The sequence below is a fragment of the Devosia oryzisoli genome, assembly GCF_014837245.1.
Classification (GTDB): domain Bacteria; phylum Pseudomonadota; class Alphaproteobacteria; order Rhizobiales; family Devosiaceae; genus Devosia; species Devosia oryzisoli.
In genome coordinates this window covers 844,387-868,997 of the sequence record NZ_JACYFU010000001.1, presented here as the reverse complement: position 1 = coordinate 868,997, position 24,611 = coordinate 844,387, and the positions used below count along the sequence as shown (strand labels likewise).

The 24,611-nt window shown below is 62.5% G+C and carries 23 protein-coding genes, 1 pseudogene and 1 other annotated feature; of the genes and pseudogenes, 9 read left to right on the top strand and 15 right to left on the bottom strand.

Annotation, left to right across the window (positions count from 1 at the left end):
- The first annotated feature begins 2 nt into the window (after positions 1-2).
- From clpA to IC608_RS04355, 3 genes and pseudogenes are all read left to right on the top strand, one after another.
- Positions 3-2,345, top strand: coding sequence for an ATP-dependent Clp protease ATP-binding subunit ClpA (clpA, locus tag IC608_RS04365; RefSeq protein ID WP_191772939.1), 2,343 nt, complete (start codon positions 3-5; stop codon positions 2,343-2,345).
- Between the two features lie 215 nt (positions 2,346-2,560).
- On the top strand, positions 2,561-2,926 hold the full coding sequence (locus IC608_RS04360) for a YciI family protein (protein WP_191772937.1): 366 nt from the start codon (positions 2,561-2,563) through the stop codon (positions 2,924-2,926).
- A 121-nt stretch (positions 2,927-3,047) separates the two neighbouring features.
- Positions 3,048-3,103: a sequence feature (sul1 is cis-regulatory element that is thought to sense ions involved in sulfur or methionine metabolism; They are found in Alphaproteobacteria), on the top strand.
- Between the two features lie 58 nt (positions 3,104-3,161).
- A pseudogene (locus IC608_RS04355) lies at positions 3,162-3,800 on the top strand (SulP family inorganic anion transporter); the annotation flags it as partial.
- A gap of 193 nt (positions 3,801-3,993) precedes the next feature.
- On the opposite strand, the gene IC608_RS04350 reads toward IC608_RS04355, so the two are convergent.
- The 6 genes from IC608_RS04350 to IC608_RS04325 form a co-directional block, all read right to left on the bottom strand.
- Positions 3,994-4,638: a YoaK family protein gene (locus IC608_RS04350; RefSeq protein WP_191772933.1), complete on the bottom strand. Its 645-nt coding sequence runs from the start codon at positions 4,636-4,638 to the stop codon at positions 3,994-3,996.
- 13 nt (positions 4,639-4,651) lie between these two features.
- The gene (locus IC608_RS04345; protein ID WP_191772931.1) at positions 4,652-5,068 is read right to left on the bottom strand and encodes an HIT family protein; all 417 of its coding nucleotides are present in this window, start codon (positions 5,066-5,068) and stop codon (positions 4,652-4,654) included.
- 73 nt (positions 5,069-5,141) lie between these two features.
- On the bottom strand, positions 5,142-6,317 hold the full coding sequence (locus IC608_RS04340) for a GNAT family N-acetyltransferase (protein ID WP_191772929.1): 1,176 nt from the start codon (positions 6,315-6,317) through the stop codon (positions 5,142-5,144).
- 88 nt (positions 6,318-6,405) lie between these two features.
- Positions 6,406-6,864, bottom strand: coding sequence for a RidA family protein (locus IC608_RS04335; protein ID WP_191772927.1), 459 nt, complete (start codon positions 6,862-6,864; stop codon positions 6,406-6,408).
- Positions 6,861-8,195: a DNA polymerase IV gene (locus IC608_RS04330; RefSeq protein ID WP_191772925.1), complete on the bottom strand. Its 1,335-nt coding sequence runs from the start codon at positions 8,193-8,195 to the stop codon at positions 6,861-6,863. The genes IC608_RS04335 and IC608_RS04330 overlap by 4 nt, the downstream gene beginning before the upstream one ends.
- Entirely contained in the window at positions 8,196-8,474 is a 279-nt protein-coding gene (locus IC608_RS04325; RefSeq protein WP_191772924.1) for a DUF3572 family protein, read from the bottom strand. It abuts the gene before it with no gap.
- Positions 8,475-8,606: 132 nt separating this feature from the next.
- Between IC608_RS04325 and IC608_RS04320 the strand changes: the two genes are divergently transcribed.
- Both IC608_RS04320 and IC608_RS04315 read left to right on the top strand, forming a co-directional pair.
- Complete coding sequence (locus IC608_RS04320; RefSeq protein ID WP_191772923.1) at positions 8,607-8,978, top strand: response regulator; 372 nt, start codon at positions 8,607-8,609, stop codon at positions 8,976-8,978.
- Between the two features lie 90 nt (positions 8,979-9,068).
- The gene (locus IC608_RS04315) at positions 9,069-10,439 is read left to right on the top strand and encodes a PleD family two-component system response regulator (protein ID WP_191772922.1); all 1,371 of its coding nucleotides are present in this window, start codon (positions 9,069-9,071) and stop codon (positions 10,437-10,439) included.
- 392 nt (positions 10,440-10,831) lie between these two features.
- Here the strand turns inward: IC608_RS04315 and rpmG are convergent, their stop codons facing one another.
- The gene (rpmG, locus tag IC608_RS04310; protein ID WP_191772921.1) at positions 10,832-10,999 is read right to left on the bottom strand and encodes a 50S ribosomal protein L33; all 168 of its coding nucleotides are present in this window, start codon (positions 10,997-10,999) and stop codon (positions 10,832-10,834) included.
- A 115-nt stretch (positions 11,000-11,114) separates the two neighbouring features.
- On the opposite strand from rpmG, the gene IC608_RS04305 reads away from it, so the two are divergent.
- A complete protein-coding gene (locus tag IC608_RS04305; RefSeq protein ID WP_191772920.1) occupies positions 11,115-11,510 on the top strand; it encodes a hypothetical protein in 396 nt (131 codons plus the stop codon).
- A gap of 14 nt (positions 11,511-11,524) precedes the next feature.
- Here IC608_RS04305 and IC608_RS04300 read toward each other — a convergent pair whose 3' ends face one another.
- The gene (locus IC608_RS04300) at positions 11,525-11,920 is read right to left on the bottom strand and encodes a DUF983 domain-containing protein (protein ID WP_191772919.1); all 396 of its coding nucleotides are present in this window, start codon (positions 11,918-11,920) and stop codon (positions 11,525-11,527) included.
- 4 nt (positions 11,921-11,924) lie between these two features.
- Positions 11,925-14,219 (bottom strand): ribonuclease R, encoded by a 2,295-nt coding sequence (gene rnr / locus IC608_RS04295; RefSeq protein ID WP_191772918.1) that lies wholly within the window; start codon positions 14,217-14,219, stop codon positions 11,925-11,927.
- A 106-nt stretch (positions 14,220-14,325) separates the two neighbouring features.
- Between rnr and IC608_RS04290 the strand changes: the two genes are divergently transcribed.
- On the top strand, positions 14,326-15,369 hold the full coding sequence (locus IC608_RS04290; protein ID WP_191772916.1) for a dipeptidase: 1,044 nt from the start codon (positions 14,326-14,328) through the stop codon (positions 15,367-15,369).
- A 60-nt stretch (positions 15,370-15,429) separates the two neighbouring features.
- Here IC608_RS04290 and topA read toward each other — a convergent pair whose 3' ends face one another.
- Complete coding sequence (gene topA, locus IC608_RS04285) at positions 15,430-18,063, bottom strand: type I DNA topoisomerase (RefSeq protein ID WP_191772915.1); 2,634 nt, start codon at positions 18,061-18,063, stop codon at positions 15,430-15,432.
- 255 nt (positions 18,064-18,318) lie between these two features.
- Here topA and IC608_RS04280 point away from each other — a divergent pair, with 255 nt between their 5' ends.
- Positions 18,319-19,350: an aldo/keto reductase gene (locus IC608_RS04280; RefSeq protein ID WP_191772913.1), complete on the top strand. Its 1,032-nt coding sequence runs from the start codon at positions 18,319-18,321 to the stop codon at positions 19,348-19,350.
- A gap of 46 nt (positions 19,351-19,396) precedes the next feature.
- Here IC608_RS04280 and dprA read toward each other — a convergent pair whose 3' ends face one another.
- The 5 genes from dprA to ruvX all read right to left on the bottom strand — a co-directional run bounded on the left by dprA (position 19,397) and on the right by ruvX (position 23,985).
- Positions 19,397-20,521, bottom strand: a complete 1,125-nt coding sequence (gene dprA, locus IC608_RS04275) for a DNA-processing protein DprA (protein ID WP_191772911.1) — start codon at positions 20,519-20,521, stop codon at positions 19,397-19,399.
- The gene (plsY, locus tag IC608_RS04270) at positions 20,521-21,129 is read right to left on the bottom strand and encodes a glycerol-3-phosphate 1-O-acyltransferase PlsY (RefSeq protein WP_191772910.1); all 609 of its coding nucleotides are present in this window, start codon (positions 21,127-21,129) and stop codon (positions 20,521-20,523) included. Before plsY ends, dprA begins: the two co-directional genes overlap by 1 nt.
- Before the next feature lie 73 nt (positions 21,130-21,202).
- Entirely contained in the window at positions 21,203-22,495 is a 1,293-nt protein-coding gene (gene pyrC / locus IC608_RS04265; RefSeq protein WP_191772909.1) for a dihydroorotase, read from the bottom strand.
- Positions 22,492-23,463 carry an aspartate carbamoyltransferase catalytic subunit gene (locus IC608_RS04260; RefSeq protein WP_191772908.1) on the bottom strand — a complete coding sequence of 324 codons (972 nt, stop codon included), beginning with the start codon at positions 23,461-23,463 and terminating at the stop codon, positions 22,492-22,494. The genes pyrC and IC608_RS04260 overlap by 4 nt, the downstream gene beginning before the upstream one ends.
- Positions 23,464-23,529: 66 nt before the next feature.
- Positions 23,530-23,985 carry a Holliday junction resolvase RuvX gene (ruvX, locus tag IC608_RS04255; RefSeq protein ID WP_191772907.1) on the bottom strand — a complete coding sequence of 152 codons (456 nt, stop codon included), beginning with the start codon at positions 23,983-23,985 and terminating at the stop codon, positions 23,530-23,532.
- 72 nt (positions 23,986-24,057) lie between these two features.
- On the opposite strand from ruvX, the gene IC608_RS04250 reads away from it, so the two are divergent.
- Positions 24,058-24,579 carry a hypothetical protein gene (locus IC608_RS04250; RefSeq protein ID WP_191772906.1) on the top strand — a complete coding sequence of 174 codons (522 nt, stop codon included), beginning with the start codon at positions 24,058-24,060 and terminating at the stop codon, positions 24,577-24,579.
- Positions 24,580-24,611 lie beyond the last annotated feature (32 nt).

Below are 24,611 nucleotides of genomic sequence, written 5' to 3'. Positions count from 1 at the left end.
ATATGCCCTCATTTTCCCGCGGACTGGAAAAGGCTCTGCACCAGGCGATGAACCTGGCCCGTGAGCGCAACCACGAGTTCGCTACTCTTGAGCATCTGTTGCTGGCCCTGACCGACGACCGCGAAACGATCGCCGTGCTCACCGGCTGCGATGTCGACATCGACGCGCTCAAGAGCGATCTGGAAGATTTCATCAACGAGGAACTGGATAGCCTGATCGTCAGCGGCGGACAGGATGCCAGGCCGACGGCCGCCTTCCAGCGCGTAATCCAGCGCGCTGTGATTCACGTCCAGTCATCTGGCCGCGAAGAAGTGACCGGAGCCAATGTGCTGGTGGCCATTTTCGCCGAGCGCGAAAGCCATGCGGCATATTTCCTTGAACAGCAGGATATGAGCCGCCTCGACGCCGTGAATTTCATTTCGCACGGCATCACCAAGTCTGGCCCCAGCGAGGAGCGCAAGGTGCGGGGCGCGGAAGACGGCGAAGGCAGCAGCGAGGGGGGCTCGGAGGGCAAGAAGAGTTCGGCCCTGGCCGACTTCTGCGTCAACCTCAACGAGAAAGCCAGGCAGGGCAAGATCGACCCATTGATCGGCCGCGATGCCGAACTGCGCCGCACCATTCAGGTGCTGTGCCGCCGGTCCAAGAACAACCCGATCTACGTGGGTGACGCGGGCGTCGGCAAGACCGCGATCGCCGAGGGCCTTGCTCGCAAGATCGTCGAAAAGGAAGTCCCCGAGGTGCTCGAGGACGCGGTTATCTACGCACTCGATATGGGTTCGCTGCTGGCCGGCACCCGCTATCGCGGCGATTTTGAAGAGCGCCTGAAAGCGGTGATGAAGGAACTCGAGAAGATGCCGAATGCGGTGCTCTTCATCGATGAAATTCATACGATGATCGGTGCCGGCGCGACCTCGGGTGGCGCTCTGGACGCGTCGAACCTGCTCAAGCCGGCCCTGGCCAGCGGAGCGATCCGCTGCATCGGTTCGACGACCTACAAGGAGTACCGCCAGTTCTTCGAGAAGGACCGCGCTTTGGTGCGGCGCTTCCAGAAGATCGATGTCAACGAGCCTACGGTTCCCGATGCGATCGAGATCGTGAAAGGTTTGCGGCCCTATTTCGAAACTTTTCACAAGATCAAGTACACGGACGACGCCCTCAAGGCTGCCGTGGAATTGAGCGCGCGCTACATCAACGACCGCAAGCTGCCCGACAAGGCGATCGACGTGATCGACGAGACAGGCGCGAGCCAGATGTTGCTGCCCGAGGACCAGCGCAAGCAAACCATCGACGTCGAGGACATCGAGGCAACGATTGCCACGATTGCGCGCATCCCGCCGAAGTCTGTGTCGAAGTCGGATGCCGAACTGCTTTCGGGGCTCGAAAAGAGCCTCAAGACGGTGGTGTTCGGTCAGGACGATGCGATTACGGCGCTGTCCTCGGCCATCAAGTTGGCGCGTGCTGGCCTGCGCGAACCGGAGAAGCCGATCGGCTCCTACCTCTTCACCGGCCCAACCGGTGTGGGCAAGACGGAAGTGGCCAAGCAACTCGCCGATACGCTCGGCGTAGAACTGCTGCGGTTCGACATGTCCGAGTACATGGAACGCCACACGATCAGCCGTTTGATCGGCGCGCCTCCGGGCTATGTCGGGTTCGACCAGGGTGGTCTTCTCACCGATGGCGTTGACCAGCATCCCCACTGCGTCGTGCTGCTCGACGAAATCGAGAAGGCCCATCCGGACCTCTACAACATCCTGTTGCAGGTGATGGACCACGGCAAGCTGACCGATCACAATGGCAAGGCGGTCGATTTCCGCAATGTCATCCTGATCATGACGTCGAACGTGGGTGCCGCTGAACTGGCTCGCTCGCCGATCGGCTTTGGCCGCAAGCGCGAGCAGGGGGACGACGAGGATGCGATCAACCGCACCTTCTCGCCCGAGTTCCGCAACCGGCTCGACGCCATCATCTCGTTTGCGCCGCTGCCGCGGGAAGTTGTGCGCCGCGTCGTGGAAAAGTTCGTGCTGCAGCTCGAAGGCCAGTTGGCCGAACGCGGTGTCACGATCAACCTCACTCCGGAAGCTGCCGACTGGCTGGCCGAGCGAGGCTACGATGAGCGCATGGGCGCGCGTCCGCTGGGGCGTGTGATCCAGGAGCACATCAAGAAGCCCCTGGCTGATCAGGTGCTATTTGGTGAGCTGGTCAACGGCGGCTCTGTCACCGTCGCGGTGGTGGGCGAGGGGAGCGATGCCAAGCTCGAACTGGTCGCGGTGCCCCCGCGCCCGGCCAAACCAAAGGCGCTGCCAAAGCCGAAAAAGCCCAAGGCAACAGCGAATAAGGACAACTGATGCGAAAGGCCGGGAGCGATCCCGGCCTTTCTTCTGGACCGTTGGTCCTTGCCCTCGAGGGTGTCAGCGCAGGTTGCCGCCTGTCCCAAAACTCGGGATGGGCCGGGGTGGCGTTGCGGTGAGAAAAAATTGCGCTTCATGTCGATCTGCGCCCGGCTCGTTCGTCAGAAAAGCAGACGGCAGCAGAGGGCGCTGCCCAACCAAGGAGACATCCAATGCGTTACTTCATGTCCATCATTCCGCCGGCCGATCTCAAACCGGAGCAGGTGCCGCAGGGCCTGATGGATGCGATGGGTCCGTGGATGGAGAGGAACCTCAAGTCAGGAAGTCTGGTTTCTACGGGCGGGCTGCAGCCTGCCAAGGAGGGCAAGCGGCTGATGGGGCACAGCGGGGAAATCGTTGTCACCGACGGACCGTTCGCCGAGGCCAAGGAAGTCCTCGGTGGGTACGCCGTCTTCGAAGCGCCGGACCTAACCGCCGCGACCAAACTGGCTGGCGAGTTCATGCAGATGCACATCGACCACGGGCTGCCCAACGTCACTCTCGAACTGCGGCAGATCGGCGGGGGAGCAAATTACTGACGGCCGGACCCACTCGGTCGGCTGTGGACGCGCTCGATAGCGTCATCGGGATAGATCCCGATGACGCTGCCTTGTCGACGGCTTGAGTTCATGGCTGGAAACTGCGTATAAGCCGGTGATCGTCGGACCCGGCTTTCGCCCGGGTGGCTTCTCCGGGCGCCTATCCCCCGGTCACAAGAATTATCGCGCCTGTCTTTGCCGCACGAGAGTGCCGCCGGCGCCCTAGGTCTTGTTCATATTCAACTTTGCAAATTACCGCGCCGAATGGGTGCGGAATGTCCGCGGCGATGTGCTTTCCGGTCTCGTCGTCGCCATGGCTCTCGTACCCGAAGCCATCGCCTTTTCCATCATTGCGGGGGTCGATCCCAAGGTGGGGCTGTACGCCTCTGTGGTGATCGCCATTGTCATATCGATCTTCGGCGGCCGGCCCGCCATGATCTCGGCCGCGACGGCAGCCACGGCCGTGCTGATGGGGTCGCTCGTGCGCGAGCATGGCTTCGACTATCTGATTGCGGCGACTTTGCTCGCCGGCGTGGTGCAGATCGGCGCTGGATATCTCAAGCTCCACACCGTCATGCGCTTCGTCTCCAAATCGGTCATGACAGGTTTCGTCAACGCGCTGGCCATCCTCATCTTCCTTGCGCAACTGCCGGAACTGATCGGCGTGCCGTGGATGACTTATCCGCTGGTGGGGCTCGCACTCGCGATCATCTACCTCTTCCCGCGCCTTACGCGAGCGGTGCCGTCACCGCTGGTCGCCATCGTCGTGCTGGCGCTGATCGTCTATTTCGGCGGATTGGATGTCCATCTGGTGGGGGACATGGGTGAACTGCCCACTGCCTTGCCGAGCCTGTTTCTGCCCAACGTGCCGCTGACGCATTTCGAGCGTCGCCAGCATCGACAAGGCTGTGCTGAAGTTCCGCAAGAGTGGTCGTGAGGTGACGCTGTCTGGCATGAATAAGGCGAGCGCGACTATTGTCGACTCTCTCGGCGTGCACCAGCGCAAAGATGCGGATCTTCTGATCGCACACTGACCGCGACAGGCCCGGCGAAAAAAGCCGGGCCTTTCATTTGGTTTGGCTAGCAATCCAGCCATTGGCGGCAGCAAAGGCTGTGTAAATGATGAGCGGGATGAGCAATGCCCCGATCCCTGCGTGGCGGTAGACAAAGGCCCCGAGGGCGGCGCCGCCCATCAGTGACAGCCATACGCCAAGATGTTGCAGCCAACGAAAGGGAGGCGCCAAGCGGCGGAGGGCCAGTGCAAAATCCTGCCCGGCGGCGTAAAGAGTGCCTGTCACGAAAGTGGCACCGAGCCGTACTGCGCCATGCGCCGGTAGCACCGCATTCTGTGCGCCGGCCGTGAGGGCCAGGATCAACATTGTGCGGGGGATGGAGAGGCCGATGAGGCTCAAGCCAAGCGCAACCGTGACCCCGGCTGCGATGATGGCGCTCACCCGTGCAGCGCCCCACCGGGGGTTGGCGAGCACCACCAGAGTGCCAAGGGCGCTTCCGATGAAGAAAAGCACGACCAGCGAGGCCGAAAGAACCACTACGCCAAGCTCTCCGGCGGGCAGGGCCGCGCCAAGCTGGGTCGTGTTGCCGCTCATAAACGAAATGTAATACCCGCCCAGCGCGACGAACCCGATGGCGTCGAGGAAGCCGGCCGTCGCGGTGAGGATCATGCCAAGAGTGAGTGGCCGGGCCGGAGTCATGACAGCTTCCGCCTCAGAGACGCGCGGCCATTGCCTTGGCCAACGCGGCCAATTCAGCGTCATCGGCCCGGCCGCCGCCATGTGTTCCCAGGGGCACGCCTTCGAAGATCGGGATCACGTGGAAGTGGAGGTGGAACACGGTCTGGCCGGCCGGCGCCTCGTTGAACTGCATGACGCGAACGCCATCCGCCTCGGTGGCCACCATGGCTGCGCGTGCAACGCGTTGTACCAGCGGCATGACGGCCGAAAGCGTCGCCGGATCGGCATCAAGGAGGTTACGCGACGAGGCCTTGGGGATGATGAGCGTGTGGCCGCGTGACTGAGGGAAGATATCCATCATGACGAGCGCCGTCTCGTCCTCGTAGACCTTGTGGCAGGACATTTCGCCCTTGAGGATCTTCGCGAAGATGTTGTTTTGATCGTAGGTCATGAGGGACTCGGCCACAGGAATGGATCTACCTAAGGCATGACAAGCGACAGGCCGCCCGGTCAAGCCCGGGCCGTCAGCGCTCCTGACGCCCACCCTTGCGAAATGGGGTGAAGCTCTCGAGCACCGCCTGTTCGCGTTCTACGGCGGGGCGTTCGTCCTCCAGGTACTGCGCTACGGCCTGGCGGAGGCCGGGATGGGCAATCCAGTGAGCGGAGTGCATAGTGACGGGTGAATAGCCTCGGGCCAGCTTGTGCTCGCCCTGCGCGCCGGCCTCGACGACCTTGAGGCCATGGGCAATGGCATAGTCCATGGCCTGGTAGTAGCAGACCTCGAAATGGAGGAAGGGCACGTCGCGTACTGCCCCCCAGTTGCGGCCGTAGAGCCGGTCCTTGCCGCGGAAGTTGATGGCGCCCGCAATGGGCGTTTCTCCGTCATAGGCGAGCATGAGGACGACCCTGTCGGCCATGGTCTGGCCAAGGAGCGAAAAGAAGGTCCGGTTGAGGTACGGGCGGCCCCATTTGCGGGCACCCGTGTCCTCGTAGAAAGCGAAGAAGGCGTCCCAATGGGTTTCTGTGATGTCGCTGCCGGTCAGCCAGCGGACGCTGATGCCGTCGTCAAGGGCGTCGCGGCGCTCGCGGCGGATGGTCTTGCGCTTACGGGACGCCAGGGTTTCGAGGAAGTCCTCGAAGCTGGAAAAGCCTTCATTGTGCCAGTGGAACTGGGTGTCCGTTCGCCGCAGCCAGTCTGCAGCCCCGGCTATATCGGCCTGCTCCTCGGGAAGGAAGGTCAGGTGGACTGATGACGCCTTTCGCTGCCCGCAAAGTTGCTGGGCGGTCTGCAGCAGGGCGGCCTCGGCTTCGAGGCTGCCCGAGGGAACGAGAAGCTTGGGCGCCGTGGCGGGCGTAAAGGGCACAGAACCCTGTAGCTTGGGGTAGTAATGCCCGCCGGCGCGCTCGAGCGCATTGGCCCATCCATGGTCGAACACATATTCGCCCATGGAATGGTCCTTGAGGAACAGCGGCATCAGGCCGACGGGCTCGTCCTCTTCGTTGCGGAGCAGGATATGCTGCGGCTGCCACCCTGTGCGCGCAGTGGCGCAGCCTGACTCTTCAAGAGCCAGGAAAAAGGCGTGATCGAGGAAGGGGTTGTCAACGACGCCACCGGTCGATGGCGCAAGGGCATTCCACACTTCTGCCGAGATGGAGGAGGTGGAGGGGTGGATGGTGGCCGTGTAGCTGCTGGAGGGCACTGTGCCGGATTGCCTTGAGGAAGGTCGGTTTAATCTAGGCGCCGCGCGTCAGGGCTTCAACCACCTCAAGGCTCACCTTTTCCGGAAGCTAGACCTCGACGATTGCCTCGATCTCCACGGCTGCGCCCAAAGGCAGGGCCGCCACGCCGAAGGCCGCGCGGGCATGCTTGCCCTTGTCGCCGAGGATGCCGACGATCAAGTTGGAGGCGCCGTTGGCCACCAGATGCTGCTCGAAGAAATCCGGCGCGGAAGCGACGAGCACCGTGAGCTTCAAGACGCGCTTGATGTCGTGCAGAGAGACGCCTGCCATGTGGACGACCTGAGACAGAACGTTGATCGCGGCCAGTTCGGCGGCATTGCCGCCCTGGACAACGTTCATATTGTCGCCCAGGCGGCCCTGCACTACGCCTTGCTCGTTGCTCGAAATCTGCCCCGAGACATAGACGATATTGCCGCTGCGGGTCACAGGGACATAGCTGGCGACGGGCGCTTTGGGGGCGGGGAGTTCGTAGCCGTACTCGCGGAGCTTTTCGATCGGATCGGTCATCTGGTCTTGCTTTCGAGGTCTTCTGCTTCTTCTTCGGAAATCGGCGGCGACGGCGAGTCGGGCCGGAGCGTATAGAGCTTACCGCGCACTACGGCGGTGCGGCCAAACCGGGACCGGACACGGTCCATGGCTCGTTCGGCCGCTGCCTTGCGGGCCACCTGCGGTTCGAGCAGATCAACCGGATCTGCACCGCCGGCCGGTTCGAGTCCCGAGACACCGATGCCGATCAGCCGGAACGGCGTCCCATCGGCCTCAGGTCGCAACAGGCTCATGCCGGTCTCGTAGAGTACATTGGCAAGCTGTGTCGGCATCATCAGGTGTCGGGCGCGCGTGCGCAACCGAAATCCGGCGGTCTTGAGCTTCAGAGTCACCGTGTCGCCCACAACGTTCCTGGCCTTGAGCCGTTCAGACAGGCGCTCGCTGACCTTCAGGAGTTCGATGGAGAGCTGGTCCAGGGTTGCCATATCGGTGTTGAAGGTCGTCTCGGATGAGATGGTCTTCATTTCGCCGTCGCGCGCCACACGCCGAGCATCCAGCCCGCGCGAGAGCCGGGCCAACCGCGCTCCCGACTCACCATAGAGCCGCATCAAGCGCGCCGGGTCTTCCTCCTGGAGCTGACCGATGGTGACGTAGCCATCGCGCTTGAGCGCTTTAGAAAACACCTTGCCGACGCCGTAGATGAGGCTGATTGGACGCGGCGCCAGGAAAGCCAGGGTTTCGGCTGCGCCGATCACGGCAAAGCCGCGAGGCTTGTCGAGGTCGGACGCGACCTTGGCGAGGAACTTGTTGTGGCTCAGCCCCACCGAAACGGTAACGCCGATTTCCTTTTCGACCACCTTGGCAAATCGCGCCAGCACCACAGCAGGCGGTGCCTTGTGCAGCGCCTGGGTACCAGTCATGTCAAGGAATGCCTCATCGATTGAAATCGGCTCCACTAGGGGGGTGAGCGCGTCCATGAGCTTGCGGATCTGGCGGCTGACATCGACATACTTGGCCATGTTCGGCTTGATGATCACAGCGTCCGGGCATAGCTGGCGCGCCTTGAACATGGGCATGGCCGAGCGGACGCCAGACTGGCGGGCGATGTAGCAGCAAGTGGAGACCACACCGCGCACACCGCCACCGATGATCAAAGGCCTGTCACGGAGGGCAGGATCGTCCCGCTTCTCGACAGAGGCGTAGAAGGCGTCGCAATCGACGTGGGCGATGGACAGCGACAGAAGTTCATCGTGGCCCCGCACCCGCGGAGAACCGCATCGGGGGCAGCGGCGGGGTTCGCTGTCGGCCTTGCCGGTGGACAGACAATCGCGGCAGAGCCAATCCTGCGCCATTTACTCCACCCGGTTGATCCTGTGCCAGACACGCATGAACGCCTCCGGCGAGACCCCGGCGTTGGCACAAAGGGCTAGGAGAATAGCCTCGTGTGCGGCAAAATAATCCAGCAGGCCATGCTGCAACTTGGAGGAGCCGATGGAGGCCCGCAGCGACTGTGGATCGAATCCCGCCTGCTGCATGAATGCCAGCAATTCATCAGGATTTTCCGCCAGATATCCCAGACAGGCATCGGCCAATGTGGCAACGTCCAGCGTCGTGCGGGGTTGGACAGGCAAGGCGGCCTCATTTGGTGTTTTGTAACGGTTGCATGCTAGCCCAGATAGGCGTGCAAGCGAAGGGCTGCAAAAGGATTCGTCCCGCCCGCAGGACTGGGACCACGGGTCGGCGCGGCGCGCCAGCGAGGTAAGATGCCCAAGACAGTGATGATCGTGGAAGACAACGAGCTCAACATGAAGCTCTTCAACGATCTGCTCGAATCGCGCGGTTATCGGGTCATCCAGACGCGCAATGGCATGGAGGCGCTGGACTTGGCGCGCACGCACATGCCCGACCTGATCCTCATGGATATCCAGCTTCCCGAGGTGTCGGGACTTGTCGTCACCAAGTGGCTCAAGGATGATGAGCAACTCGCCCATATTCCCGTCATTGCCGTAACGGCCTTCGCCATGAAGGGCGACGAAGAGCGCATCCTGCAAGGCGGCTGCGAGGGCTATATTTCCAAGCCCATATCGGTGTCTCACTTTCTGGAAACCATTGCCCACTACATTGGACCTGCCTGACGGCGGCGGTTCTGGAGGACGGCGGCTCAGGCATGGCTCGACGCCGGCGGGGTACACGCCCGGCGGGCCAATGCACTCCGGGGTAAGGGCGTGACTGCGCGCATTCTGATCGTCGACGATATTCCCACTAATGTGCGCCTGCTCGAAGCCCGGCTGACGGCCGAATATTTCGAGGTGCTCACGGCAAATTCCGGCCCGGAAGCGCTCGACATCTGTGCGCGGCACGACATCGACATCGTGCTGCTCGACGTCATGATGCCCGGCATGGACGGGTTCGAAGTCTGCCGCCGCTTGAAGGCGGACATGCGGACCCACCACGTGCCGGTGCTGATGATTACCGCGCTCGATCAGCCCTCGGACCGGGTCAATGGCCTGGAAGCCGGCGCGGATGACTTCCTGACAAAGCCGGTCGATGACACCCAACTCATGGCGCGGGTCAAAAGTCTCGCGCGTCTAAAATCGCTGACGGACGAGTTGCGGGCCCGCGCCCTGACCGGACAGCAGATCGCCATCGAAGATGCGCTGCGGGCGATGGACAGCATCTCGGCGAGCGGCGGGTCGATCCTAATCATCGATACCGATGCGCGGCAGGCCGAGCGCATCAGGGGCTATCTAACACCTGAACATTCGGTCGACGTGCTGACAGAACCGGCCGATGCAGTGTTTCAGGTGACCGGCGCCAAGTACGAACTGGCCTTGGTCAGCATGAGCCTGGGCGATTTTGACCCGCTACGGGTGTGCTCGCAGATCAGGACGGTCGACCACACGCGCAACCTGCCGATCATCCTGGTGGCCGATGATGCCGACAAGCCACGGGTGGTTCGTGCGCTGGACCTCGGCGTCAACGACTTCATCAGCCGGCCCGTCGAGCGAAACGAACTGGCGGCGCGCGTCCGCACCCAGATCCGCCGACACCGCTACGCCATGGAACTGCGGGAGAGCGTCAATTCCACCATGGCCTTGGCCGTGACTGACGAACTGACGGGGCTCTACAATCGCCGCTATTTCGAGCGCCACCTCAACCTGATGCTGGGCAAGGCGCAGGCCCAGGAGCGGGATATGGCTCTGATGATCCTCGACATCGACTTCTTCAAGGCGGTCAACGACACGCATGGGCACGACGCGGGCGATGTGGTGTTGCGCGAGTTCTCTGCGCGGCTCAAGCGCAATATCCGTGGGGTGGACCTCGCGTGCCGTTTCGGCGGCGAAGAGTTCGTCGTCCTGATGCCCGATACAGACCCGGGCCAGGCGGAGGCGGTCGCCGAACGCGTGCGTCAGGCGGTCGCCGAGCGGCCGTTCGATATTTCGCTAGCGCGCCCCCTGACGATTACCATCTCGATCGGCGTTGCGCTGAATGAGACACTCTCGGACACCCCCGAAAGCCTGCTCAAGCGCGCCGACATCGCCTTATATCGGGCCAAGCGTGAAGGACGGAACCGCGTCATTTTCGACGCAGCCTGAGCCATTCCGTACAACTGTTGCTGTTAGGGTTAGCTGTTATAGCTAACAACCGGTTGCCGGCCGACAAAGGCCGGTTTTCCTTGCGCTTTTTGCACTTTGGAATAGTGTCTGTCTTACACGGCGAGCGCAGAAAAGCGTGGCCGTTCAGAGTCCCTACGGCTCATCTCAGGTCCGCCGCAACTCCTGAGTCCCGTAGGGCGGTTGGTCCGGATGCGGACAGAGTGGCCTCTTTGACATGCCGCTCCGGACCAGCCACTCCTTCCTCATTATAGCACTAATCCTCGAGTCGTCATCCCCGGCGCAGCCAAGGCCGTCCGGTGCCGCGGCTTGGAAAACAAAAAACCCCCGCAACAGGTTGCGAGGGTCCTCGATAGTTTAGGATGAAGATCAGATTATTTGATCTTGGCTTCCTTGAATTCAACGTGCTTGCGGACGACCGGATCGTACTTCTTGAACGACAGCTTGTCGGTTTGCGTACGAGCATTCTTCTTGGTCACATAGAAAAAGCCGGTGTCGGCCGTCGAGACGAGCTTGATCTTGATAGTGGCGGCCTTGGCCATGGCTGGTGTCCTTCACAAAGCGATAGGCGCCGCACTTGGTGCAGCGCCGGAATTTGGGCGCAACCTACGGATTTGCGGCCCGTTGTCAAGTCGATAGCAACAGCCGGAGCCTCCTATGACACCGCCCAGGGAACTCATGCGCAAGCTGCAACTCAAGTCCGGGGACCGGGTCTGGCTGATCAACGTGCCCCCCACGGTGGCCGAAGAACTGGCAGCAGGCGCAGAGGTCGAGATCGTTGGTCGGAGCGAGAGATGCAACGCTTTCCTTGGGTACTTCAATACGCCCCAGGAAGTTGCGACTGTGCTGCCGGAAATCTTGGCTGTGATGGAGCCGAGCGGATTATTCTGGACCGGGTTTCGCAAGGGCGCAGCAGGCAAAGAGGCGGGGCTGACCAGGGACAAGGGCTGGGATCCGATCGAAGACGCCGGGTGGACACCGGTGCGGTCGATCGCTCTGGATGACGAGTGGTCGGCGTTGCGGTGGCGTCGTGAGGAAGACGTCGGACGCTAAAGCACCACCCGTAACTAGTCGTGCTGCCCGGTGCCGAAGCCATACATGCGGTTGGCCCACTGCAGCCCCACGATCGCGCCCTTGATTGACGGCAGTATGGCCAAGGGCAGGAGGATCGCCAGCGGCACCATGGTCAGAACATAGGTGATGGGCTGGACGTGGTAGGTCATGTCCATGTGCAGCATCAGGAAGATGATGATGTGCCCAACGATGGTGATGGCGATGTAGGGTGGGAAGTCGTCAGCGCGATGGTGGTCCAGTTCCTCGCCGCAAACGTCACACTGGTCGGCGACCTTGAGATAGCGGCGGAACATCTTGCCCTGGCCGCAGTGCGGGCAGCGGCACAAGGCGCCGCGCCACATGGCTCTGCCCGTGTTGCGATCCTCGGCTACATTGAGTTCTGTCGTCATCGGGCTATCTCTTTCTGCGACCCTTGGGTCCGAAGCTTTTACGTGGTCCCTTGTGTGGACGCCGACCAGATGTCGGAATGCCGCGGCTGCCTTCCGAGAGCAGCTCAAAGCGCAATCCGCCGGCAACAGGAGTTGCCTCAAGCAGACGGACGGTAACGCGGTCACCCAAGGTGAAGGTTTCGCCACTACGCTCGCCGATCATGGCCTGCCGTTCCTCGACATAGCGATAGTAGTCCTGTCCAAGCGTGGACGCGGGGATGAAGCCATCCGCACCTGTTTCGAGGAGCCGCACGAACAGACCCGAACGGGTAACGCCGGAGATGCGGCCCTCGAAGCGGGCACCAATGCGATCGGCGAGGAACTGTGACAGCAGGCGATCGGAGGTCTCGCGCTCGGCCAGCATGGCGCGCCGCTCGGTTGCAGAGATGTGCTGAGCGATGCCGGGCAGTTTGCTCGCCTCCTGATCACTGAGGCCGTCATCACCCAAGTTGAGCGCCCGGATTAGCGCGCGGTGCACGATGAGGTCGGCATAGCGGCGGATGGGCGACGTGAAGTGGGCGTAGCGGTCGAGGTTAAGACCGAAATGGCCGTAGTTTTCGGCTGAGTACTCCGCCTGTGCCTGGCTACGGAGCACCATCTCACTAACCTGCTCGATGTTGCCCGCCTTGCGGGCCTGCCCAAGTATGCCATTGAAATCGGCGGCGCGGACGGCGTCGGTTTTCTTGACCGAGATGTCGAGGCTGCCGAGGAAGTCGCGGAGCGCCTGGAGCTTTTCCGACGACGGCTCGTCATGGACACGATAGAGAAGCTCGGTGCGCTTGTGTTCCAGCGTCTCGGCGGCGGCCACATTGGCCGCGATCATCATTTCCTCGATGAGGCGATGCGCCTCGAGGCGCTCGGGAATGCGGATGTCCACCACCATGCCATTGTCGTCGAGCACGATCTTGCGCTCGGGCAGGTCGAGATCGAGCGGACCACGCTGGTCGCGTGCCTTGGCCATGGCGGCATAGGCGGCCCAGAGCGGCTTGAGGATCGGCTCGAGAAGGGGACCAGTCTGATCGTCTGGATTGCCATCAATCGCGGTCTGGGCCTGTTGGTAACTCAGCTTGGCGGCCGACCGCATAAGGATGCGATGGAAGCTGTGGCTTTTCTTGCGGCCATCCGCGCCAAACACCATGCGCACGGCCAGTGCGGCGCGCGGCACACCTTCCTTGAGCGAACACAACTCGTTGGAGATGCGCTCCGGTAGCATGGGCACGACGCGATCGGGGAAATAGACCGAGTTCCCGCGCAGATACGCCTCGCGGTCGAGCGCGCTACCCGGCAGGACATAGGCCGCCACATCGGCAATCGCGACAGTGACGACGTAGCCGCCTTCATTGGCCGAATCATCGTCGAGCATGGCATGGACGGCGTCGTCGTGATCCTTGGCGTCCGGCGGATCGATGGTGATCAGCGGCAGCTCGCGCCAGTCTTCGCGGCCCTTGAGCGTGGCTTCCTTCGCGTCCTCGGCCTCACGCAGGACGCTCGGCGGGAACTTGTGCGGTATTTCAAGGCTGTGGATGGCGATGAGAGAGACCGCGCCTTCCGAATGCGGATTGCCGACCACATTGGTAACGCGAGCGCGCGGAATCATGAGGCGGCCAGAGAGCTTCACCTCGACCTCGACCAGATCACCGTCCCTGGCCTCTCCCAGATCGCCGAGGGGAATGCGCATTTCCTTCTGCTTGCGATCGACGGGGATCAGGCGAGCGCCCTCTTCGTCGCGACGCACGATGCCGATATGAGCCCGGCGGGGCTTGTCGAGCACCTTCATGGGCTTGGCTGTGTAGACCGGAACGGCGTCGTCGCCGGCGTCGATGCGCGCCAGGATGCGATCGCCCGGTGCGGGGACAACGCGGGACTTACTGTTGACGATCACGCGGACCCTGGGGGCGTCGCCTTCCTCGATATTCCACTGGGCTGGGAAGGCGTGGAGGTCATCCGGGTCGGCATCGCCGGGGATGTCGAGCACCGTTACCGGGGGCAGGGCGGCCGTGCGGCGCAACGCCTTGCGGGTGCGCGTGATGACGCCGTCGCCTTCGAGTTCGGCCAGCAACGCCTTGAATGGCTTGCGCAGGTCACCGCGGATACCGAACACCTTGGCGAGGTCCCGCTTGCCCTTGATGTTGTCTTCCTGGGCCAGCGCTTCGAGCACCTGATCCTTGGTTGGCAGCCGATCAGCTGCGGACAGGCGGGCGCGCTTTGGCCCTGAGGTATTCTTGGGCTTGGCCGGTTTTGTTTTGGTCGAATTGGCCATGAAGGTCCGATCTGAGGGAAAGTCCCGCCTTATGTAGGAGATCGGTCGCAGTTTGCCAAACTGGGGGCAGGGCGGTTGAATGCCGCCTCCCGGTAAAGGCGATTCCATGACGATTCCATTCTTTGACGGTCATAACGATACTCTGCTGCGCCTGTTGCAGGATGCACGCCCGGATAAGGCGCAACTCTTCACGCAGGGCACGAGCGAGGGCCATCTGGATTTGCCCCGAGCGCGCAAGGCGGGAATGGCGGGGGGATTTTTCGCCATGTTCTCGCCGCCCGTGAAAACGGCGCTGGCGCAGGTTGCGCAACCCAACCTGTCCAGCGGCGAACTGCCGCCGGAGTTGGATATCGCCGATGCCCTCACTTCAACCAATGGTATGGCGGCGCTGTTGCTGCGCCTCGAAGCTGAAGGCGCCCTCGCCATCTGCCGGAGCGCCGGCGAGGTGCGGGCGGCAATGGAAGCAGATCGTCTGGCAACGCTGTTTCACATCGAGGGCGCAGAGGCCATCGACACTGACTTCAATTCCTTTGAGGTTCTCTATGCAGCGGGGCTGCGCTCGATCGGGATCACATGGAGCCGGGCCAACGCGTTCGGTACCGGCGTTCCCTTCCGCCACAATGCCGATCCGGATATCGGCCCGGGCCTCAGCGAGGCCGGCAAGGAACTGGTCCGGTTGTGCGACCGACGTGGCGTGCTGATCGACCTCAGCCATCTCAACGCCGCCGGCTTCCGTGACGTCGCGGCACTATCGACCAAGCCGCTGGTGGCGACGCATTCCAATATGCACGCCATCTCGCCCTCGACCCGTAATCTCGTGGACTGGCAGCTGGCGGCAATCCGCGAAAGCGGAGGTCTGGTCGGCCTCAACTTTGCAGTGGTGTTCCTTCGCCCTGACGGCAAACCCGATGCCTCCACGGATATCGAGACGATGGTGCGCCACGTCGATGCGCTGGTGGAGGCGCTAGGCGAGGATGGCGTGGCTCTGGGGTCCGACTTCGACGGCGCGATGATCCCCTCGACCATCGGTGACGTGCAGGGCGTGCAGGTTCTGCTTCAGGCCCTGCTCGACAGGGGCTATGGCGAAACCCTCGTCCGCAAGATCGCACTCGACAACTGGATGAGCGTGATCGAGCGCACGATCGGGTAAGTGGGCCGGACCTCTTTGGTGAGGCGGCTCCGACCACGAGCTCTAAGAGGAGGTGTACTTTTAGAAGGGCACGTCTTCGTCTCTGGTGACGGACGTCTTCTTAGCGGCCGTTTTCTTCGCAGCAGGTTTTTTGGCAGCAGCCGTCTTGGTGCTGGCTTTCTTGGCCGTAGGCTTTTTCGCGGTAGCTTTCTTGGCAGGAGCCTTCTTCTTGCCGGTGGCTTCCGCGCGCGCCGCAAGGAGTTGGAGGGCCTGCTCCAGCGTCACATCCTCGGGCTTGCTGTCCTTGGGGATGGTGGCGTTGACCTTACCCTGGTTGACGTAGGGACCATACCGCCCGGAGCGAACGGTGATCGGGCCGTCGTCGTGCTCGAAGCTCTTGATGGCCGGCTGCGCCGCTGCGCCCCGCCGCCCACCGCCGGCCGCCTTTTGCGCCAGGAGATCGACGGCGCGGTTGAGGCCGACGGTGAAGACTTCCTCGACCTCGGGCAGGTTGGCGTACTTGCCGTTGTGAAGGATGAAGGGGCCATAGCGCCCAATGCCTGCCGTGATTGGCTCGCCATCTTCGGGGTGCTTGCCGACTTCGCGCGGAAGGGAAAGCAGCTTGAGCGCCTGCTCCAGGGTCAATGACGCTGCTTCCCAGCCTTTGGGAAGGGAAGAGCGCTTGGGCTCCTTGCCTTCGCCAAGCTGAACATAGGGTCCGAAACGGCCGGACTTGAGGTGAACTTCTTCACCGCTTTCCAGGTCGGTGCCCAGCACTCCATCACCCGCTGCGGCCTCCGAAGATTGGCCCGTCGCAGCGTCCGACAGCTGCATCGTGTAGCGGCATTCAGGGTAGTTCGAGCAGCCGATAAAGGCGCCGAACTTGCCTAGCTTGAGTGACAGCGTGCCGGTTTCGCAGTGCGGGCACTTGCGGGGGTCGCCGCCCTCGGGTTTTGGCGGGAAGATGTGGTCGGCGAGGAGGTCATTGAGCGCATCGAGAACCTCGGACACCCGCAGGTCCTTGATCTCTTCGACATTGCCAGTGAAGTCGCGCCAGAAATCGCGCAGCACCTGCTTGTAGTCGAGTTCCCCTGCCGAGATATGATCGAGCTGCTCCTCGAGATTGGCGGTGAAGTCGTACTCCACATAGCGCGAGAAGAAGCTTTCCAGGAAGGCGGTGACGATGCGGCCGCGGTCCTCGGGGTGCAGTGCCTTTCCCTCAAGCTTAACGTAGTCGCGGTCCTTGAGCGTGGTCAAAGTGGCAGCATAGGTGGAAGGCCGGCCGATACCGAGCTCTTCCATCTTCTTGATCAGGCTGGCCTCCGTGTAACGCGGCGGCGGCTGGGTGAAATGCTGCTCGATCTCCACCTTTTTCAGGCTCGGCTTGTCGCCCACCTGCAGAGGCGGAAGCTCGCGACCATCTTCGTCGTCCTCATCGCGCTCGCTGCTGGCTTCGACGCCGTAGAGCGTCAGGAAGCCGGGGAAGGTGACAACGGAGCCGACGGCACGCAGGGACACGGCACGACCGGGAACATTGACGGCAATGTCCACCGTGGTCCTGTCGATCTGGGCCGAAGCCATCTGGCTGGCGAGCGTGCGCTTCCAGATCAGGCTGTAGAGCTTCTTCTGGTCGGCATCGAGATTGAGATCGTCGGGCCGTTTAAACATGTCTGTGGGCCGGATGGCCTCGTGGGCCTCCTGGGCGTTCTTGGCCTTGCTTTGATAGAGACGCGGCTTTTCGGGTACGTATTCCTGCCCAAAGTACTTGCCGATGACCGATCGGGCCATCGACACGCCTTCGGGCGCCATCTGCACGGCGTCGGTACGCATGTAGGTGATGAGGCCATCCTCGTAGAGGCGCTGCGCGATCTGCATCGTGCGGTTAGGCGAAAGGCCCAAACGGGAGGACGCATCCTGCTGCATGGAGGACGTGGTGAAGGGCGCGTAGGGGTTGCGCTTGGTAGGCTTCTTTTCAACGTTAGAGACGTTGAACTGCCCGGCCTCGATCATCGTCTTGAGTGCTGCGGCATCGTCGCCGTTCTTTATGTCGAGCTTGTCCGTTTTCTTCCCGTCGACGGAAAAGAGGCGCGCGAGGAAGCTCTTGCCCGCCTGACTGAGCTGCGCCTCGACGGACCAATATTCCTCGGCCCTGAACTTTTCGATCTCGGCCTCGCGGTCCGAGACCAGCCGCAGGGCAACCGATTGCACGCGCCCGGCAGAGCGCGACCCGGGAAGCTTACGCCAGAGGATGGGCGAGAGCGTAAAGCCGACGAGGTAGTCGAGAGCGCGACGAGCGAGATAGGCATCCACCAGTGGCATATCGATTTCGCGCGGATTGGCCATCGCGGTGGTAACGGCGTCCTTGGTGATGGCGTTGAAAACCACGCGCTGGACCGGCGTGTCTTTCTTCAACGCCTTCTTTTGCCGCAACACGTCGAGCACGTGCCAGGAAATGGCCTCGCCTTCGCGATCCGGGTCGGTGGCCAGGATGAGCCCGTCGGCGCCTTTTAGCGCCGAAGCGATGTCAGAAATGCGCTTCCGCGATGCCGTATCCACTTCCCAGGACATGGCAAAATCTTCGTCGGGGCGCACCGAACCATCCTTGGCCGGCAGGTCGCGGACATGGCCGAAGCTGGCCAGGACTTCATAATCCTTGCCCAAATACTTGTTGATTGTCTTGGCCTTAGCCGGACTTTCAACGACGACGACCTTCATCCCAGGATCCGTTCCGCAACAGCACTACGAAGAGCGCGCAACATGGTGAAGGCAATTGCCGGTGTCAACGGGCGGGCTGATCGGGCGTGGAGCGTCGATGATCGGTGATTGCCGATGAGGGTTGCGCACCATCTTCCATACATGCACTGTAGGCGAGCGCGTTCGCGCCCATATCCCCAATCGACCATATCGCTGCGCCGAAACAGAACCGAACCGTTCCGGCTGTCGGTCGAGTGGACGAACAGGAGAACATCCATGCAGTATCGCAAGCTCGGCAACTCTGGTGCCGTCGTCACCAATCTCTGCCTTGGCACCATGACCTTCGGCGCCGAAGCCGACGAAACGACGTCCCACACACTCATCGACGACTACGTGGCGGCCGGCGGAAACTTCCTCGACACGGCGGACGTCTATTCCACTGGCACGTCGGAGGAGATCATCGGCCGCTGGCTCAAGGCCAACCCCGCCAAGCGCGACGGACTTGTGATCGCCACCAAGGGTCGCTTTCCCATGGGGCAGGGGCCTAACGACCTTGGCCTGTCGCGCAAGCATTTGGGGCTCGCGCTCGACAACTCCCTGAAGCGGCTCGGGATCGAGCAGATCGACCTTTATCAAATGCACGCCTGGGATGCGCTGACGCCGCTCGAGGAAACATTGCGCTTCCTCGACGACGCCATTCGCGCCGGCAAGATCGCCTATTACGGCTTTTCAAACTATCTCGGCTGGCAGATTTCAAAGGCCGTGTGGATGGCCAAGGCAGAGGGTTTCGCGGCTCCCGTGACCCTGCAGCCGCAATACAATCTTCTGGTTCGCGACATCGAACACGAAGTCATTCCGGCCTGCCAGGACGCTGGAATCGGATTGCTTCCCTGGTCTCCGCTTGGCGGCGGCTGGCTCTCGGGCAAGTACAAGCGCGACCAACAGCCCGAGGGCGCCACCCGGCTGGGCGAAAACCCGAAGCGCGGTATGGAGGCCTATGACAAGCGCAACGCGCAGGAGCGGACCTGGGACATCATCGGGGCAGTAGAGGACATCGCAAAAAGCCGTGGTGTTTCCATGGCCCAGGTGGCGCTCGCCTGGACGGCTGCGCAACCAGCGGTGACCTCTGTCATCCTCGGGGCGCGGACGCGGGAACAGTTGCAGGACAACCTCGGCGCCGGGTCGCTGGACCTCTCCGATGAAGAGTTGAAGCGGTTGGACAAGATCAGCAAGCCGCAAATGTCCGACTATCCCTATGGGACCGGCGGCATCAACCAGCGCAATCGCAAGATCGAGGGCGGTCGTTAAAAGCCCACTCGATCATCAGATCATCGCCCGCTTGTTCGGGCGGTGGTCAACGCAGTGCGACGAGTTGCCCGCTGGACCATTCGATCTGGCCAGCCAGATCCATTTCCAGGAGCAGCATCTGCATGGTGTGCGGCGCTATTCCGGTCTGTCCGATCAGTTCGTCCACCTCGATGGGCGTGGTGCTGAGCGCCGACAGCAACCGAGCATGATCCGATGGATCAGGTGCCGTGTCGGTCGCGCCGATGCTCAATTCGGGGCGCCATTCGGGGTCGAAGAGCGCGGATTGAGCGGGATCGGCGCTACCGATGGTCTCGATGATGTCTTCGGCCGATGTGACGAGCTTGGCACCCTGCTGGATGAGGTGATTGCCACCTTCGGCTCTCGGATCGAGCGGTGAGCCGGGGACAGCAAAGACATCGCGATTTTGCTCGAGCGCGAGGCGAGCCGTGATCAAAGAGCCGGACCGCTTGGCCGCCTCGACCACCACGATGCCCAAAGACAGCCCCGAAACGATGCGGTTGCGGCGGGGAAAGTCTCTCGCCCGCGGTTCCCAGCCGAGCGGCATTTCGGTCAACAGCGCGCCGCCATTGTCGAGAATGTCGTGCGCCAACGGGATGTTCTCCGAAGGATAGATCTGGTCGAAGCCACCGGCGAGGACGGCAATCGTTCCGGTGGACAGGCTGGCGCGATGGGCTGCCGTGTCGATGCCGCGGGCCAGGCCGGAAACGACGGTGTAGCCGCGCTCGCCAAGATCAGCGGCGAGGATGCGCGTCATCTTTGCGCCGGCGGCGGAGGCGTTGCGTGCGCCGACGATTCCCACCGTTCTCCGCCAGTCGAGACGGTTGCCGCCAGCCATAGTCAGGACAGGCGGCGCCCCCGAGATGTGCATCAGGTGCGGGGGGTAGTCAGAATCGTTTTGGATAATCAGCGTGGCGCCGTACCGCTGCAGCCCCGCCATTTCATCCTCTGCCTGCGTGGCGCTATAGATGCGCAAGGCGCGACCTGTCCTGCGGCTGAGGTCGGGCAGGGCCTCGAGAGCCGCCTCGGCCGAGCCAAAGCGGTTGAGCAACTGCCGGAAGGTGACGGGGCCGACATTGTCGCTGCGCACGAGGCGCAGCCAGGCCAGACGCTCGGCGGGCGAGATGACCGAGGCCACCGCGGAAGTGGCCATCAAGCCGTCTTCTTGCTGCCGCCGATTGGCGGTTCACTTCCGTCGAGCAGGCGGGCGATGTTCGTGCGGTGCTGGTAGAAGAGGATCAGTGCCAGAAGCAGCACTGTCAGCGCAAGCCATTGCGAGGCGAAGATATAGGCGAAGATCGGCGCCGTCGCTGCGGCGGTCAAAGCCGCCAGCGAACTAAGCTTGCGGGTAAAGGCAATCAGCAGCCACACGGCACAGAAAATCAGGCCGACCGGCCAGGCCAGAGCGAGTAGCGAGCCGATCATCACCGCGACGCCCTTGCCGCCCTTGAAGCGGAGCCAGACCGGGAAGCAATGTCCCAGGAAAGCGCCGACGGCGGCCAGCATAGCCGCCTCCTCGCCCCATAGCGCACGCGCCAGCAACACCGGGATTGCGGCTTTGAGCGCGTCGAGCACCAGCGTGAAAAAAGCCACCCAGCGATTGCCGGTGCGCAGGACATTGGTGGCGCCGATATTGCCGGAACCGATCTTCCGGATATCACCGAGGCCGGCAGCGCGGGTGAGGATGAGCCCGAATGGGATCGAGCCGGACAGGTAGCCCAACACCAGCGCAAGAATGAACGGCAGAACGTCGTTTGGCATGATCCCCCCTGGACGCGATCGAGTATGCCCAGCCTGATCCACCGCACAAGAGGGAAGAGGCGTCGGCCCTAGATCAGTCCGAGTGTTGGAAGACGGTTTCACCACCCACGATGGTCCGCATCACCTTGCCCTGCATGCGGGCGCCCTCGAAGCTGGTGTTGCGCGACTTGGAGCGGATGGCGGTTTCGGTGACCTGCCAGGGATAATCGACATCCGCCAGGATCAGATCTGCGGGCGCGCCGCGAGCAATGCGGCCCGTGGGCAGGCCGAGAATTTGAGCAGGCCGCTGCGTCATGGCACGGAGGATGGTCATCAGGTTCACGTCGCCCGAATGGACGAGGCGCAGCGCAGCGGCAAGAAGCGTCTCGAGGCCGATGGCGCCGTAAGACGCCTCGGCGAAGGGCTGACGCTTGACCTCGCTGTCCTGCGGGTCGTGATCGGAATGGATGGTGTCTATTACGCCTGTGCGAAGCCCATCGATCACGGCCTGCCGATCATCCTCGCTGCGCAGGGGCGGGTTGAGCTTGAAGAACGTGCGGTAGCGCCCGATGTCGTTCTCGTTGAGACAGAGGTTGTTGATCGAGACCCCGGCCGTAACGTTACGATTACCGGATTTGGCTGCCTTGACCAAATCGACCGAGCCGGCAGTGGAGATCTGCGCGGCGTGGTACCGGACGCCAGTGAGGGCAGCAAGCTGTAGATCGCGGGCGAGGGGGATGGTCTCGGCTTCGCGAGGAAAACCCTTGAGACCAAGTACAGTGGCAAACAGGCCCTCGTTCATCACGCCTTCGCCCACGAGCCCAGCGTCGGCCGCCTGATGTACGATGGTCATGCCGAAATTGGCTGCATAACTCATGGCGCTGCGGAGCAGAGCACTGGACTGGATGGAGTGACCGCCATCGGTGAGACAGACGGCGCCCGCCTCCTTGAGCAAGCCAAACTCGGTGATCTCCTTGCCCTCAAGACCTCGGGTAATTGCCGCCGCCGGCAGGATGCGTGCTGCGGACTGGGCTTCGGCGCGGCGAATCAGGAAATCGACGAGTGCTCCGTCATCCACGGTCGGTGTGGTATCGGGCATCATGACGAAGCTGGTCACGCCACCAGCGACAGCGGCGGCACCCGCGGACGCCAGCGTTTCACGATATTCTTTGCCCGGTTCGCCCACAAAGACGCGCATGTCGATCAGGCCGGGCGCCAGCATCTGCCCGCCCGCGTCGATGACCTCGGCGCCATCTGGCACCCCGACGGGCCCGCCGGCCGCGATATCACTGACTATACCGTTTTCTACCAGCACGCCGCCACGGTGATCCGTATCGGAGGCCGGATCGACGATGCGCGCGTTTTCAATGAGGACCGGCCGGGTCATGCGTCGTTCCTTGCAGGAAGCAGGGCGTCGAGAACGGCCATTCGGACGGCGACGCCCATTTCCACCTGATCGGTAATTACGGAGCGGTCGCCATCGGCGATCGCCGGATCGATTTCGACACCCCGGTTCATGGGCCCCGGATGCATCACGATGGCGTCCGGCTTGGCGTGTGCGAGCTTGGCTTCGTCTAGGCCATAGAACCGGTAGTATTCACGCACCGAAGGGATCATGCGGCCATTGGCGCGCTCGTGCTGCAGGCGCAGCATCATCACGACGTCCGCGCCCTTCAGGCCTTCCTCCATATCGGTGAATACCTCGGTGGCTAGATTCTCGATGCCGGCGGGGAGCAGGGTGCGTGGCGCGATGACCCGTGTGCGCACGTGGAGCGCCCCCAGCAGCAAAAGGTTGGAGCGCGCTACGCGGGAATTAAGGATGTCGCCGCAGATGGCCACCGTCAGTCCGGCAAGCGTGCCTTTGTGGTTACGGATGGTCAGGGCATCGAGCAGCGCCTGGGTCGGATGCTCGTGGGCGCCGTCCCCGGCATTGACGACAGAGCAGCCGACCTTCTGGCTCAGCAACTCCACCGCACCGGCAGCCGAATGCCGGACAACCAGCACGTCGGGCCGCATCGCATTGAGCGTGGTCGCGGTATCGACGAGCGTTTCGCCCTTGGAGACGGAACTGGTCTTGACCGACATGTTGACCACGAGCGCGCCCAGACGCTTGCCCGCGATCTCAAACGAGGATTGGGTGCGGGTAGAGGGCTCGAAAAACAGGTTGATCTGCGTCTTGCCGGACAGCGTGGGGAGCGACTTCCGCTCCTGCCGGCTGACCGCGATCATCTTCTCAGCGCGGTCCAACAGGTCCACAATCTCGTGCTGCTTGAGATCAGCGATGGAAATGAGGTGACGCTGCCTGAACGGGGGAAAGTCGCCTGACTGAGCGGCGTCAGAATACTGCTGCGGCATGTCGCATCCCTTGCGATTTGCAGCGGTCTAACCGAGGGGGCAAGGACGGACAAGCCCGCAGGCCCATTATCCCCGACGCAACCGGTCGAGCAGCCCCTGAAGAATGTAGCTGGCGGCAAGCTTGTCCACGATTTCCGCCCGGCGGTCGCGCCGCAGATCTGCTTCGATCATCATGCGCGTCACCGCTGAGGTGGAAAGCCGCTCGTCCCAGAAGACGATAGGCAGGTCGAGCTTCTTGGAGAGGTTTCGGGCAAAGGCGCGGGTAGATTGGACGCGCGGACCTTCGGAGCCATCCATGTTGAGGGGCAAGCCCAGCACGGTGGCCACGGCCTGATTCTGTGCCACAAGCTCGATCAGACGCTCGGCATCCTGCGTGAACTTGGTTCGTTTGATGGTTTCAAGCGGCGTCGCGGAATACCGCATGGCATCAGAGACCGCGACGCCGATGGTCTTCGTGCCGAGGTCGAGACCCAGGATTTTTCCGGATGCTGGGATGAGGACTAGAGGATCTTGATCGGTCACGGTGTGCTTTCGGCCAGGGATGAACAGACCTATAGAAAATCATGCCACGCAAGGCGACGGGAAATACGACAGATGAAGCTCACTTGGTTTGGAGGCAGTTGCTTTCGCGTGTATGCGGGGGGGCAGATCGTGGTGGTGGATGCGGAGGCGGCGCCGACCGGTGTGGACCCGATAGAGCTGGCAGGGGGCGCTGATCTCGTTGTTGCGATGGGAGCCGGTTTGCCGGCCGAAGCGGGGACCTGGCGGCCACGGGCGCCGCAGCGTTTGCTCGATGCCGAAGATGGGCCTCGGAGGGCCGAGGTCTGGGAACTGGGACCGGGCTCTGTGGTCATCGACACTGATGGGGACGCCCCCTTGCTGCTGCTCGGCGAGCCCCTTGCGGCCTTCGGGAAGTGGATCGACAAGGCGGTTGTCGTCTGTTTCGGAAGCGCCGCCGCCACATTGGCGGCAGGTCTCATTGCACATAGGTCACCCCGACTCATCGCCTTGGCCGCTCCAAACGAAGCGATCGACGCCGCATTCGCTGAGCTGTCCGATTCTCTCGACGGTACGGGTCTCATCGCCCTAGAGGCGGGGCTCGCAGTAGAGGTCTAGTCAGTGCACGGTGCCATTTTCGTTGTCATGGG

Coding starts and splice junctions, on each gene's coding strand:
- clpA (WP_191772939.1), top strand. CDS start 3: ATGCCCTCATTTTCCCGCGGACTGGAAAAGGCTCTGCACCAGGCGATG.
- IC608_RS04360 (WP_191772937.1), top strand. CDS start 2,561: ATGCGTTACTTCATGTCCATCATTCCGCCGGCCGATCTCAAACCGGAG.
- IC608_RS04350 (WP_191772933.1), bottom strand. CDS start 4,638: ATGACTCCGGCCCGGCCACTCACTCTTGGCATGATCCTCACCGCGACG.
- IC608_RS04345 (WP_191772931.1), bottom strand. CDS start 5,068: ATGACCTACGATCAAAACAACATCTTCGCGAAGATCCTCAAGGGCGAA.
- IC608_RS04335 (WP_191772927.1), bottom strand. CDS start 6,864: ATGACCGATCCGATCGAAAAGCTCCGCGAGTACGGCTACGAACTCCCC.
- IC608_RS04330 (WP_191772925.1), bottom strand. CDS start 8,195: ATGGCGCAGGATTGGCTCTGCCGCGATTGTCTGTCCACCGGCAAGGCC.
- IC608_RS04320 (WP_191772923.1), top strand. CDS start 8,607: ATGCCCAAGACAGTGATGATCGTGGAAGACAACGAGCTCAACATGAAG.
- rpmG (WP_191772921.1), bottom strand. CDS start 10,999: ATGGCCAAGGCCGCCACTATCAAGATCAAGCTCGTCTCGACGGCCGAC.
- IC608_RS04305 (WP_191772920.1), top strand. CDS start 11,115: ATGACACCGCCCAGGGAACTCATGCGCAAGCTGCAACTCAAGTCCGGG.
- IC608_RS04300 (WP_191772919.1), bottom strand. CDS start 11,920: ATGACGACAGAACTCAATGTAGCCGAGGATCGCAACACGGGCAGAGCC.
- rnr (WP_191772918.1), bottom strand. CDS start 14,219: ATGGCCAATTCGACCAAAACAAAACCGGCCAAGCCCAAGAATACCTCA.
- IC608_RS04290 (WP_191772916.1), top strand. CDS start 14,326: ATGACGATTCCATTCTTTGACGGTCATAACGATACTCTGCTGCGCCTG.
- topA (WP_191772915.1), bottom strand. CDS start 18,063: ATGAAGGTCGTCGTCGTTGAAAGTCCGGCTAAGGCCAAGACAATCAAC.
- IC608_RS04280 (WP_191772913.1), top strand. CDS start 18,319: ATGCAGTATCGCAAGCTCGGCAACTCTGGTGCCGTCGTCACCAATCTC.
- dprA (WP_191772911.1), bottom strand. CDS start 20,521: ATGGCCACTTCCGCGGTGGCCTCGGTCATCTCGCCCGCCGAGCGTCTG.
- plsY (WP_191772910.1), bottom strand. CDS start 21,129: ATGCCAAACGACGTTCTGCCGTTCATTCTTGCGCTGGTGTTGGGCTAC.
- pyrC (WP_191772909.1), bottom strand. CDS start 22,495: ATGACCCGGCCGGTCCTCATTGAAAACGCGCGCATCGTCGATCCGGCC.
- IC608_RS04260 (WP_191772908.1), bottom strand. CDS start 23,463: ATGCCGCAGCAGTATTCTGACGCCGCTCAGTCAGGCGACTTTCCCCCG.
- IC608_RS04250 (WP_191772906.1), top strand. CDS start 24,058: ATGAAGCTCACTTGGTTTGGAGGCAGTTGCTTTCGCGTGTATGCGGGG.